Genomic DNA, 14,115 nt, shown 5'->3' on the forward strand with positions numbered 1-14,115 from the left:
ATTAACTAACATTAGTCACTATAGAGTGTTGTACCTATTTCAGTTTCTTTTTTATATAAATGAACCATTGTGATTAAAGCGATAAGTGCAAATAGTACTAATAAACCAAATGCAAGATGACTTGAACCTGTTAGTCCTGTGACAAATGTAATCACTAAAGGTGGGAAGAAACCACCCAAACCTCCCATCATAGAAACAATTCCATTTGCAGAGCCTGCTTCTTTCGAGAAATAAGAAGGTACTAACTTAAACACGAGGCCATTACCTATACCTGCACAAACGCTTATAGTTAAACAACCAATAGTAAAATAGATGATTCCATCGAATAAAGTTAAAATTAAACCTCCAATAATCATTATTACAAAATCTATAATGAGTACTTTCACAGCATTAAATTTATCCCCTAAAACGCCACCAAGTGGACGTAAAAATGTTGCAAGAGCTATAAAAATACCGGATCGAATCCCTGCATCTACCTTATCGATAGTAAAATGATGCACTAAATAATTTGGTAAGAATAATCCAAATGCCACAAACGCACCAAATGTTATGAAGTACCAAAAACTCAAATAGTATAATTTATAATTTTTAGCTAATACTTTGACTTGAGATATTAACGGTACTTTGACTTTAGGTTCTTTATTATCTCCCAATAAGAACATTAATACTGCAAACAAGCTGATAATGATTAAATAACTTCTTACGGTATTTTGCCACCCTATTAATCCTGCCAAAACAGGTGCACAAAAAGATGAAATTGCTGTTCCTATATTGCCCATTCCATAAATCCCGTTAGCTAAACCAACTTTATCTTTTGTAAAATATTTAGGTAGCGCAGTTACTCCTACTGAGAATATCGCCCCACCGACTCCAAGAAAGAAGCCACAAATTATAAGCATCGTCGTACTTTGGGCTTGTCCTAAGAAAAATATTGGGAATAGCAATACTATAAAACTACTAAAGAATACCCATTTGGCACCTATAATATTTGTAAGATACCCAAAAGGAACTCTTAAAACTGATCCTAAAATAACAGGTATAGCTAAAATAATAGAAATTTGACTAGCAGAAATTTTAATATCTTGAGTGATAAATGGCATTAACGGAGATATAATACTCCACGCCATAAAACCTACTATCAAACTAAACGTTTGTAATGTAAGCTGGTAAACTCCTTTTTTCATTTCTTTTTCACCTTCATTAAGTTGATAGAATAATGATTAGTACCATGTCTATTTTTAAGAGAGGTCAAAATAATGAAATCTATAAATAATACATACGGGAATAGACATAGTACTAATTACAACTTTATTTTAGTTTTATTGTGAAAAAATGAACATAAGGATTTACCCTTAATATACTCAGCTTTTTCCCTATAAAAAGTATTAAAAGTTAACTCTAAAAAATAAACATCGTATGATACCTGCTAATTTTAAAGCACAAAAAATCCTAAAAAATGATGAGCTTATCATCTTTTAGGACTTGATTAATCAACAGTATGTTTTTAAAACTCGAGTAATTTCTTTTTTAATGCATATTCTACAAGCTCAGGTTTGCTCTTAAGGTTGAGTTTATTCATAATGTGCGTTTTATGTGCTTCAACTGTTTTCACTGAAACAAATAACTTTTCAGCTATATCTTTATTACCATAACCTTTTGCAATAAGCGGTAGAATTTCAAGTTCTCTTTTTGATAATATCTTAAAGGGATCTGAAGAATAACTCACTTCTTCCTGATGAGATTGATTAATAAACTCATTTACTAAAGAAGTGGTCATCTTCATATCTACATATGTTTCTCCTTTATATACTGTTCTTACAGCTAAAATTAATTGCTCATCAGGTGCATTTTTTAAAATATATCCTTTCGCTCCACTTTTTAAAACGTGAAATAGGTATTCCTCATCATCATACATCGTTAAAATAAGAATCTTAGTTTCTGGAAAACTTTCTGAAATTTTACTTGTAGCGACTAACCCTGATTCACCAGGTGGCATGCTCAAATCTAAAATTAAAACATCTGGTTTATACTCTAAAACCTTTTGATATGCTTCAACACCATCAGCTGCTGTTGCGACAACTTCCATATCTTCTTGGTAGTTTAATATCATCGAAAATCCTGTTCTTACTACAGCGTGGTCATCTGCTATAACGATCTTCACATTCATTCCCCCACTATTTTAAATAGGTATGTCTAGTGTGACTATGGTTCCTTTATTGAGGTGTGATTCAATATTAATATTTCCATTTACTAATTCCGCACGCTCTCTCATACCGTAAAAGCCTAGTCCTGATCCTCTGGGCTTGTCATCCAAATTAAAACCTTTACCTCTATCTACTACTTCCGCTAACAAGCGATGTTCACTTTTACTAATATGAACCTCTATTTCATTTACTTCTGCGTACTTTAACGCATTTAGAACCGCTTCTTGAATCACACGATAGACAACAGTTTCAACTTCATTATCAAACCGTAATCCTTTAATATTGGAATGGTAATTAATTTGAATACCATAATTTTCTTCAAATTGCTTAAAGTAGGAATTAAAAGCGGCTTCTATGCCTAAATCATCTAATGACGAAGGACGTAGTTCCACTGATAGATTACGAATGTCATCAATGAGTTGCGACACTAAACCTTCTATTTGTTGCGTACTTTCAACAACTGTTTCATCTTGAAACTTGTATTTTAATAGTCGTAGTTCAACATCAATATTTAACATTTCTTGAATCACGCTATCATGTAACTCACGAGAAATGCGCTTTCTTTCATTCTCTTGGGCTTGTATAGATTTGTGAAGCATTTTCTGTTGATACATTTTCTCCTGTCTTTCAATTTGTGGAGAAACATTTTGCAAAGTAAAAGCACTAATTCCTCTTTCATCATCAATAGTTTGATAAGTAGCTGTATAAGGTTCTATTTTATTGTCCTTTGTCTTCATAAATACTTGGAAGTTTGATTTCTGCAAATGATTCGCTTCTAAAAAGCATTCTTCACATGACTGTAAATCATATTCATTGGAATATCCTTCACAGCGATTGCAAATGGCATGCGTCATTGCTTTATAATTATCTTCTTCAGATAATATATCTCTAGCAGCTCCGTTCATTGCAATAATTTTGCCAAGACGATCGACAAAGACAATCTTTTCAGTCGTAGTATCATAATATTTATGCAACAAGTCTTCTACATTTAATTCAAATTTATTTAGCATCATATTCACCTAATTCGTTTCTGTAAAAAACCCTATTTGACTTTGAATATCAAGTTGTTCTAAAGACTGTGGCAGAGGATGATGATTTCTTTGACCTAACAATAATACTCCATACATTTGATGTTCAAGCCATAGTGGAACTGCTACAACAGCTGTTAACGATTCATTCAAAATAATTGGAAAGGCAATTTTCTCTGCTTGAGTTAGTGCTGTATCTACATCAGCAATTACCATGCGTTTTCCAGTTTTCATTACAGTCCCAGCTAAACCTCTTCCTTTTCTTAATATAATTAATTTATATCGTTCATTCGTATTACCTGAAACATATTTCCATTTGATTGGCGATGATCTAAGCGATCGTTCATACATCGCAATCCCCCCAAAATCATAACCACCATCTATTCTCAATCGGTCTAAATTATTCTGTAAACTTTGATTGTTTAATAAGGATTCTGGTCTCAATTTTCCCATCCTCTCGTCATCAAACTTTATTCTTGCGGTAAATAATATATCTTCTGTTCATATATGAAATCGGTACACTCCATACGTGGACTAATCTTGTAAATGGCCAACAAGCAAATATTGTAAATCCTAGTAAAATGTGCAATTTAAAAGACCAAGGGACGTGAATCATAAAATCAGCATTAGGTGTAAACATAAACAGATGTCTAAACCATATCGCTATAGTTTGACGATAATCAAAATCAGGTTGAACCGCGTTGGTAAAAATTGTTGAATAACAACCCATAATTAATATAATCACTAATAAAATATTAACGAAAATATCAGAAGTTGAACTAAGTTTCCTAACATTTTTAATAGTTAATCTTCTTGAAGTAAGAAGTATCATTCCTAACAATGTCATTATACCAAAAATACTACCAATATATACTGCTCCTATGTGATAGATGTGATCATTGACACCTATAGATTCAAGCCAATTTGCTGGAATCAACAAACCTACAACATGACCAAAGAATACTGGAATCACGCCAAGATGAAACATCAAACTTCCCCATTTTAACTGTTTCTTTTCAATTAATTCACTTGATTTAGCCGTCCAAGAAAATTGATCATATTTATAACGAGCAATATGTCCAATAACAAAAATACTTAAACATAAATAAGGATAAATGACCCATGTAAATTGATTAAGCATGATTTCCCACCTCTTTATTAGAAACAATACATGCTTTTAAAGTTTGTCTTAACGCTTTGATGACATACGCATAAGGATTGTTATTTTTAGCAAGATGATTAGCCATCTCATAAGTTCCATCCTCAATAATCATGATGATTAATTTTAAATTGTCTTCTGCACGAACATCATTTTCCCAGCGAGCTACTTGCAAAAATTGAAGCATTAATGGTAAGTAATCCGATAATTCATTGTCTATCATTTTAAGACCAAACATTTCATATAACACTTTAAGTTTAGCTAACATTTGCCCACGTTCTTTTTGAGTATCAAATCGATTATATGTCATGTAAAGAGGATAGTTTTTACTGAAATCAAATGTATCTGTATAAATTGCTTTAATTTCTGACAAAGAATAATTCATTATAATTTCTCTAAATGCACATAAATCTTCGTATGCTGGGTGAGATGCTTCAATTGTTTCTTGAAACACATTAGGGTGAAAGGTTAACTTTTCTGGAAAGTTAATTTGTTGGCCCAAGTAACCTAAACTTTCTTGATATTGAGCTAATTTCTGAAGATTAATCACGGAAAATCCCTCCATAGAAGTTATCATTGTATATCTCTTGTCCTGATTTACCTGAGCCAACTGCTACACCACAACCTTCACAATTTGCACCAAAGTATTCTCCACCATAACCTTGACTACCTTGTGCTCTATAGGTATCTAAATATGTTTCTTTGTGCGAAGTTGGAACAACAAAACGATCTTCATATTTGGCAATTCCTAATAAACGATACATGTCATTTAATTGACTTTCTGTTAAATTCAATCGTTCAAGCTTAGACACATCGAATGGTTGTTGAGTCACTTTCGCTCTCATATAGCTTCGCATCATCGCCATTTTTTGTAACCCTAATTTTATTGGTGCTACATCACCAGCAGTTAATAAATTAGCTAAATATTCAATAGGTAATCGCATCTCTTCTATTGCTGGGAATATCATATCTGAGTTATTTCCAGCATTTTGCCCTTCAAAATAGCTCATAATTGGACTTAACGGTGGACAGTACCATACCATCGGCATCGTTCTAAATTCTGGATGTAATGGAAAAGCCATCTTATATTCCACTGCTAATTTATACACTGGAGAATTTTGAGCTGCAGTAATCCATTCATGACTGATACCTTCTCTTTCGGCTTCGGCAATCACCTCTTCATCAAATGGGTCTAAAAATAAGTCTAGTTGTTTTTCATATAAATCCTCTTCATTAGTTGCAGAAGCCGCTTCTTGCACTCGATCTGCATCATATAACATCACACCTAGGTATCTCATTCTACCTGTACATGTTTCAGAACACACTGTTGGCATGCCCGCTTCGATTCTAGGAAAACAAAACGTACATTTTTCTGCTTTATTCGTTTTCCAATTAAAATATACTTTTTTATAAGGACATCCTGTCATACAATAACGCCAGCCTCGACAAGCGTCTTGGTCAACTAATACAATCCCATCTTCATCTCTTTTATACATTGCGCCTGAGGGACAAGAAGCAACACAACTTGGATTAAGACAATGTTCACACAAACGTGGTAAATACATCATAAACGTTTCATCAAATTGAAATTTGATATCTTCTTCAATTTGTTGAATGTTAGGATCTTTAGGACCTGTAACGTGGCCACCGGCTAAATCATCTTCCCAGTTAGGCCCCCACTCTAAGTCAAGCTTGTCACCAGAAATGAGAGAGTGTGCCTTAGCAACAGGAGAATGTTTCCCCTCCTTAGCAGTAGTTAAATGCTCGTAATTATATGTCCAAGGTTCATAATAATCTTTAATCAAAGGCATATCTGGATTGTAAAAGATTTTACCTAAAGCAATTTTTGACCATCTATTTCCAGATTTTAATTCAAGTTGACCTTTCTTATTTAACACCCAACCACCTTTATAATGGCTTTGATCCTCCCAACGCTTAGGATAGCCAACACCAGGCTTTGTTTCTACATTATTAAACCACATATATTCAGCACCAGGTCTGTTAGTCCAAGTGTTTTTGCATGTCACACTACATGTATGACAACCAATACATTTGTCTAAGTTCAGCACCATTGCTATCTGCGCTTTAATCTTCAAGCCAATTCACCTCTTTCATTTTTCTTACCGCAACATATACATCTCTTTGGTTTCCAATCGGACCATAGTAATTAAAGTGATAACTAATTTGAGCGTAACCTCCAACTAATTGTGTAGGCTTTAGGTGAATTCTAGTAGGTGCATTATGAGAGCCTCCACGAGTATCTGTAATTTCTGAACCAGGTGTTTCAATATGTTTATCTTGTGCATGATACATAAACATTGTTCCTTTAGGCATACGATGTGATGTTACAGCTCTCGCAGTTACAACACCATTTCGGTTGTACACTTCTAACCAATCATTGTCTTTAATGTCATGTTCTTCTGCATCTTCGTTTGATAGCCATACTACAGGCCCACCTCTAAATAGCGTTAGCATACGTTCATTGTCCTGATAAGTTGAATGAATATTCCATTTACCATGTGGGGTTAAATATCTAAGTACTAAAGCATCTTGCCCACCTTTAACCTTCTTATCTCGTGTTCCAAATACCATTGGTGGTAATGTTGGTTTATAAACGGGTAAGCTTTCTCCAAACTGTTGAAATATTTCATGATCGATATAATAGCTTTGTCTACCTGTTAATGTTCTAAATGGTACGAGTCTCTCAATATTAGTTGTGAAAGGAGAGTATCTTCGACCATTTTTATTTGAACCTGGAAATACCGCCGTTGGAATTACTTCTCGTGGTTGTGATGTTATATTCAAAAATGAAATCTTCTCTGAAGCACGAGCTTGAGAGATATCCTTCAATGGCATTCCAGTTTGATGTTCTAAATCTTCATAAGATAGTTGTGATAATTTCCCATTAGTCGCAGAGGAAATATTTAATATTGCATCTGCGACTTTACGTGCAGTGTCAATTCGAGGTCGATGATTTCTTACCGAATTTTTATCATTATCATTCCATGTACCGAGCATGCTTTTCAGTTCTTCATACTCATCTTTTACGCTGAAACTTACTCCATGAGCACCTACGTTGGCTTTTTCAAGTAAAGGACCAAGCGTGACAAATTTATCGTAAATTTTAGTGTAATCACGTTCTACAATGGCAAAGTTGGGCATTGTTTTTCCTGGAATACCTTCAATTTCACCTTTCGACCAATCTTTAACAATTCCAAATTCAGAACCTAATTCTTGTTTAGAATCATGACCTAGAGGTGTTGTTACAACATCTTTGAATGTTCCTGGTAAATAATCCTTTGCCATTTCTGAAATTGCTTTACTTAAAGTTTTATAAATATCCCAATCTGAGCGTGATTCCCATAAAGGATCTATCGCAGGATTAAAAGGATGTATAAATGGATGCATATCTGTTGAAGATAAATCGTGTTTTTCATACCAAGTTGCAGCTGGTAGAACGATATCGGAATATAAAGGCGTCGCAGTCATTCTAAAATCTAATGACACTAATAAGTCTAATTTACCAACAGTATCTTCTCTCCATTTAATTTCTGAAGGTTTATCATCTTCATTAGGTTCAGCCATTAAACCTGACCGTGTGCCTAATAAATGTTTCATGAAATATTCTTGTCCTTTAGCGGAACTGGATATTAAGTTTGATCTCCAAACAAATAGTGTTTTAGGATGGTTCTTTCTTAAATCTGGATCTTCAATTGCAAATTGAGTCTCTTTATTTTTTATTGAGTCAATTGCTTTTTTAAGAATAGCCTCATTAGAGTCGTTCCCTTCCTCTTTGGCTTCTTCTCCGAACAACAGACTATTTTTATTAAATTGAGGATATGAAGGTAGCCAACCTAATCGGGCAGCTGTCACATTGTAATCTGCTGGATGTTGATGTTTAATATTCTCAGCTAATGGTGATTTAAATTGATCAACATTTGATTCCTCATATTTCCATTGATCTGTTGCAAAATAGAACCAACTTGTACCATTTTGTAAACGTGGCGGTCCTTGCCAATCCTTAGCAAAGGCAACAGTATTCCATCCTTCAATAGGTCGACACTTTTCTTGACCTACATAATGTGCCCAACCGCCTCCATTGACTCCTTGACATCCACAAAGCATTACTAAATTTAAAATCGAACGGTAAATCGTATCTGAATTAAACCAGTGATTAATGCCTGCGCCCATAATAATCATAGACCGTCCATCTGTATCAATTGCATTTTGAGCGAATTCTTTAGCAACTTGAATGACTAATCCTCTATTGATACCAGTAATAGATTCTTGCCATGCTGGTGTATATTTGGATTTAACGTCATCATAGGATTGAGCTTCAAGTTCATGGTTAAAACGTTGAATACCATATTGACTCGCCATAAGGTCATAAACAGTTGATATATATACTTCTTGATCATTAGACAATCTAATCTTGCGAGATGGAATAGGTCTCTTAAACACGCCGTCACCCTTACTATCAAAGTATGGGAACTGGATAGTTTGTAATTCATAATCTTCTTCAACCATAGATAAAGCCGGATTAATTTTTGTTCCATCTTCATTCTCTAATTTTAAATTCCATTTCTTACCTTCTTCCCAACGCTGGCCCATCGTTCCATTTGGTACTACTAATTGTTGACTTTCACAATCAAAAATAACTGGCTTCCATTCACTATTCTCACTATCAATACCTAAATCACTTGCTCGTAAAAATCGACCTGCTTTATAACCATTTTCATCTTGATCTAACATAATCACGAACGGCATATCAGTATATTGCTTCGCATAATTGATAAACATATCGTTAGGTTCATTTTCATAAAATTCCTGTAAAATAACGTGCGTCATAGCTTGCGCTACTGCAGCATCTGTACCTGGATGAGGCGCAAACCAATTGTCAGCAAATTTCACGTTTTCTGCATAATCTGGTGCAACTGAAATGACTTTAGTCCCTTTATATCTTACTTCAGTCATAAAATGTGCGTCTGGTGTTCGTGTTAATGGTACATTGGATCCCCACATGATAATGTAAGCAGCGTTATACCAATCACTCGATTCAGGTACGTCTGTTTGTTCTCCCCATATTTGAGGTGAAGCAGGAGGTAAGTCAGCGTACCAGTCATAGAAGCTAAGCATTTCTCCGCCCAATAGATTAATAAATCTTGCTCCTGAGGCATAACTAATCATAGACATTGCAGGTATAGGAGTGAATCCTGCAATTCGGTCAGGACCATCTTTTTTAATCGTATATAAAATTTGTGCTGCAATAATATCTGTTACGTCTCTCCAGTTTGCTCTAACATGACCACCTTTTCCTCGAGCTTCTTTATATGCTTTAGCTTTATTTTCATCTTCTACTATAGAGGCCCATGCTGCGATTCGATTGCCGTTATTTTCCTCTAATGCTTGAGTCCATAAATCTAATAATTTCCCTCTAATGTATGGATATTTTACTCTTAGAGGACTGTACTCATACCATGAAAATGAAGCGCCTCTTGGACATCCACGAGGTTCAAATTCCGGCATATCAGGTCCGCAACTTGGGTAGTCAGTTTGTTGATTTTCCCAAGTAATCACTCCGTTTTTAACAAATACTTTCCACGAGCATGAACCAGTACAATTGACGCCGTGAGTCGTTCTAACTACCTTATCATGGCTCCATCTTTCACGATACATTTTCTCCCATTCTCTACTCTTTTGCTCTAAAACTGACCAATTTCCATTAAACTTTTCAGTAGGCTTAAAGAAATTTAATCCAAATTTTCCCATTAATGACATCCTTCCACTTTGAATGCTTTTATCATTTCGCATTTATATCGTAGTATTCGTGTTCACAATGATTGTACATTTTTTCACAAAGTTTTAATATTAGGGAAATACCTAATTGAATAGTTTTAATCCCTAAAAAAGGGACGACAATATTGAATTCGAGTGAATCCAATTTGTCGCCCCACGCTTCCGAGGAGTATCAAAATTAATTCTATTTATACTTGAATATAACTAATATCGTGTTGGTCCATTATATTTTTGTATAATACTTGTTGAGTATGATGGTAACTATTATCAAAATTAAGTAAACAATTCTTCCCTTCTTCATACAATGCTTCAGCTTTTAACATAGCAGTTTCTTTATCTCCATTAATCACGTACAAAATATGATTGATATCTTCCATGGTGCTATCCAATACCATTTTATCTATTTCATTCACCAATGGACCTAATATACAAATTCCCGGTTGTCCCTCTGAATTATCTTCATTTAATAGTTGTTCAATCGTACTTAGATTCCCGGTAATCACTTTTTGATTATAGCAAGTAGCATTAAAAACGATAGCTATTGGATAATCTTCACTAGTATAATTTTTAATTTGTTCGATGATTGCACCTAGTCGTTTAATTCCCATGTAAATGGCCAAAGTTCCACCATTCATTAAATTTCTTATATCAATATCTTTATTAGTAGACTCTTTAAAATGTCCAGTTGAAAAAGTTACACTCGGCGCTATTCCTCTCATAGTTAATCCTATATTGAGAGAGGCCACTGCAGCACTTGCTGATGTCACGCCTGGTATAATTTCATGTTCAATGCCATATGATTTTAAAGTATTAATTTCTTCAGTAACCCTGCCAAATATAGCAGGATCTCCACCTTTTAAGCGTACAACACATTGGTATTTTTCAGCCATTTGAACTATTTTTTGATTGATATCCTCTTGTTGAATGTGTTTGCAGTAAGGTTTTTTCCCTACATCAATCAGTTCAGTTTGAAAACTTGAATACTGTAGAATAAGAGGATTGACTAAACGATCATAGAGAATGACATCTGCATTTCTAATGATACGTTCTGCTTTTTTAGTTAATAAATTAGGGTTACCAGGTCCTGCCCCAATTAAATATACCTTTCCCATTGATTTTAAAGACATATATAAACCTCATTATCGATAACCTCAACAGTATAGGTTTGGACACAACCTGAATCTGGCTCTTGTACTTTTCCAGATAACAAATCTATTTTTTGGTCATGTAAAGGACAGTAAACATAATTTCCACTTACAGTCCCTTCAGACAATGGACCTTTTTTATGCGGACAGATATTACTTACAGCGTAAACATCTCCCTTTTCAGTAAGAAATATTCCAATTTCTTTATTATCTACAATGACTTTTTTACCTATAAGTGGTGTTAACGCATCTAATGTTGTAACTTTCACCTTTTCCATTGCTTTCATCTCTTACACCTTCTCAACTTCAAAGATTTTTTGTGCATTTTTATTTTCTACAATGGCTTGCCATGGTTCATTTTCTATAGCTTTTTTCGCTTCCATAATTCTATTAAATAATTCTTCTTGTCTTTCTTTATCTAATAAAACTTCTTTCACATTTTCAAAACCTAATCGACGAATCCACGGTGCAGTTCTCTCGGCATAAATACCAGTTTCTCTATAATATTGCATTAAAGCACCGCATAATTGAATGACTTCATCTTCAGTTTCTACTGTTGTTAGTAATTGTCCGACTGTAACATCAGTACCTCCATTGCCACCAATATATATTTGGTATCCATTTTCAACTGAGATGACACCGAAGTCTTTCACACCAGATTCTACACAACTTCTAGGGCAACCGGAGACGCCCATTTTAAACTTATGAGGTGTATCAATATATTCGAAAGTTTTTTCGAGACGAATACCTAGACGAGTTGTGTATTGTGTACCAAAACGGCAAAATTCTTTTCCGACACAACTTTTTACAGAACGCGTTTTTTTACCATAAGCGGAAGCTGAACGCATCCCTAAATCCTTCCATACATTAGGTAATTCTTCTTTGTTTAAGCCATATAATCCAATACGTTGTGATCCTGTTACTTTTACGAGTGGCACATTGTATTTCTTAGCAACTTCTCCAAGTTTAATAAGCTGGTCTGGATCTGTTACGCCCCCTCTCATTTGAGGTATGACAGAAAATGTACCATCATTTTGTATATTGGCATGATAACGCTCATTTGCAAATCGAGAGTCTTGTTCATCTTGATGCTCAAATGGATATACCATATTTAGATAATAATTAATTGCAGGACGACATTTAGGGCATCCATTTTTATCTTTAAAATTCAACACATGTCTTACTTCCTTGGATGTTTTAAGACCTTTAGCTCTGATTTGAGTCACAATTTGATCTCTAGTAAGTTCTGTACAACTGCATATTCCTGAAGGTTTTGCAGCTACAAAGTCATCCCCGAGTGTATATTGAAGTATTTCTCCTATTTGTTTTTTACATTTACCACATGAATTACCTGCTTTAGTAGATTGGGTTACTTCATTGACAGATGTAAGACCTTCTTTAGTAATAGCGTTCACTATCGTACCTTTATTGACACCATTACAACCACAAATTGTTTCATCATCTGCCATATCAGCAATTGAAACTGAACATGTATCATCACCTTTGTGTAATAATGAGACAAGCGTATAATCTTCGAGGGATTCATGTTTCTTCATCATATTATAAAATCGAGATCCATCATCTGTATCTCCATAAAGTACTGCTCCTACAACTTGTCCTTGATTTAAATATACCTTTTTATAAATATTGTCAATGCTATTAAAAATCTCGATACCGTGTATGTCATCATTTTCAACAATCTGACCAGCACTGTATAAATCACAACCAGAAACCTTTAAAGAAGTGAAAGTTGTTGACCCTTTGTAACCTTCTGTTTCATTTCCAGTTAAATAGTCAGCAAGAACTTTACCCTGTTCATAAAGTGGTGCAACTAAACCATAAACTTTACCATTGTGTTCAGCACATTCTCCAATTGCATAGATATTTGAATCGGACGTTTGTAGAAAATCATTGACTACAATACCTCTTTGAACATCTAATCCAGCATCTTTAGCCACCTCTGTATAAGGTCTAATTCCTACAGCCATAACGACTAAATCTGTCTCAATCACACGTCCGTCCGCTAATTCAACAGCTTCAACATCCTCATCACCTATAATGCGTTTTGAGTTGGCTTGCAATTCAAATTTCATGCCTTGCTTTTCAAGATCCGCCCTCAACATATCGCCAGCTTTTCTATCCAGTTGCATCTCCATTAACCATTCAGCAAGATGAAGTACTGTGACATCCATACCTTGGTCTAATAAACCACGTGCGCACTCTAATCCAAGTAGCCCACCACCGATGACAATAGCTTTTTTCTTTTTACTAGCGATATCGATGATTTGTTCTGTATCTTGTATCGTTCTCCACCCGATAACACTCGGTAAGTTAGACCCCTCAATGGGTAACACAAAAGCTTTAGAACCTGTTGCGAAAATACAAATATCATATTCTAGTTCTATACCTTTTTGTGTAATAATTTTTTTAGATTGTCGATTTACCTTTTCAACTGGGTCATTATTGATAAGTGTAATATGATTTTCTTCATACCATTCATAACTGTTCATAATCGTCTCTTCGACAGTCATTTTATTTTGTAAAATATTGGATAACATAATTCGATTATAGTTTGGATAAGGTTCTTTACCGACTACTGTGATATCATAGCGATTCGCATCTCGACTAATCAGTTCTTCTATAGTTCGTATACCTGCCATACCGTTACCAATCATTACTAATTTTTGTTTAGACATATATATGCTCCTCTAATGTAAAAATTAATCTATAATTTATTACTAAAGGATTGGTAAAAGAGTCTAAACTAAGGAAGCTAAGTATTT

General features: G+C 34.5%; 11 protein-coding genes. All 11 read right to left on the reverse strand.

Features of this window, described 5'->3' with window-relative positions; translation table 11 throughout:
• Nucleotides 1-11 precede the first annotated feature (11 nt).
• Nucleotides 12-1,184 carry a nitrate/nitrite transporter gene (locus tag HMPREF2642_RS03490; RefSeq protein WP_023351214.1) on the reverse strand — a complete coding sequence of 391 codons (1,173 nt, stop codon included), beginning with the start codon at nt 1,182-1,184 and terminating at the stop codon, nt 12-14.
• Between the two features lie 320 nt (nt 1,185-1,504).
• The gene (gene nreC / locus HMPREF2642_RS03495) at nt 1,505-2,161 is read right to left on the reverse strand and encodes a nitrate respiration regulation response regulator NreC (protein ID WP_002432902.1); all 657 of its coding nucleotides are present in this window, start codon (nt 2,159-2,161) and stop codon (nt 1,505-1,507) included.
• A gap of 18 nt (nt 2,162-2,179) precedes the next feature.
• On the reverse strand, nt 2,180-3,214 hold the full coding sequence (locus HMPREF2642_RS03500) for a sensor histidine kinase (RefSeq protein WP_030062322.1): 1,035 nt from the start codon (nt 3,212-3,214) through the stop codon (nt 2,180-2,182).
• Nucleotides 3,215-3,223: 9 nt separating this feature from the next.
• A complete protein-coding gene (nreA, locus tag HMPREF2642_RS03505; protein WP_002432590.1) occupies nt 3,224-3,676 on the reverse strand; it encodes a nitrate respiration regulation accessory nitrate sensor NreA in 453 nt (150 codons plus the stop codon).
• Nucleotides 3,677-3,695: 19 nt separating this feature from the next.
• Nucleotides 3,696-4,373 (reverse strand): respiratory nitrate reductase subunit gamma, encoded by a 678-nt coding sequence (gene narI, locus HMPREF2642_RS03510; RefSeq protein ID WP_023351211.1) that lies wholly within the window; start codon nt 4,371-4,373, stop codon nt 3,696-3,698.
• On the reverse strand, nt 4,366-4,941 hold the full coding sequence (gene narJ, locus HMPREF2642_RS03515; RefSeq protein ID WP_002453914.1) for a nitrate reductase molybdenum cofactor assembly chaperone: 576 nt from the start codon (nt 4,939-4,941) through the stop codon (nt 4,366-4,368). Before narJ ends, narI begins: the two co-directional genes overlap by 8 nt.
• Complete coding sequence (gene narH / locus HMPREF2642_RS03520; RefSeq protein WP_002432673.1) at nt 4,934-6,487, reverse strand: nitrate reductase subunit beta; 1,554 nt, start codon at nt 6,485-6,487, stop codon at nt 4,934-4,936. Before narH ends, narJ begins: the two co-directional genes overlap by 8 nt.
• Nucleotides 6,477-10,160, reverse strand: coding sequence for a nitrate reductase subunit alpha (locus HMPREF2642_RS03525; RefSeq protein ID WP_070597669.1), 3,684 nt, complete (start codon nt 10,158-10,160; stop codon nt 6,477-6,479). Before HMPREF2642_RS03525 ends, narH begins: the two co-directional genes overlap by 11 nt.
• 215 nt (nt 10,161-10,375) lie before the next feature.
• Entirely contained in the window at nt 10,376-11,314 is a 939-nt protein-coding gene (cobA, locus tag HMPREF2642_RS03530; RefSeq protein ID WP_049428399.1) for a uroporphyrinogen-III C-methyltransferase, read from the reverse strand.
• Entirely contained in the window at nt 11,305-11,619 is a 315-nt protein-coding gene (gene nirD / locus HMPREF2642_RS03535; RefSeq protein ID WP_002432729.1) for a nitrite reductase small subunit NirD, read from the reverse strand. The genes cobA and nirD overlap by 10 nt, the downstream gene beginning before the upstream one ends.
• 3 nt (nt 11,620-11,622) lie before the next feature.
• The gene (nirB, locus tag HMPREF2642_RS03540; protein ID WP_049428401.1) at nt 11,623-14,028 is read right to left on the reverse strand and encodes a nitrite reductase large subunit NirB; all 2,406 of its coding nucleotides are present in this window, start codon (nt 14,026-14,028) and stop codon (nt 11,623-11,625) included.
• Nucleotides 14,029-14,115: the final 87 nt, after the last annotated feature.

It is taken from the genome of Staphylococcus sp. HMSC055A09, assembly GCF_001809655.1.
GTDB lineage: Bacteria > Bacillota > Bacilli > Staphylococcales > Staphylococcaceae > Staphylococcus > Staphylococcus capitis.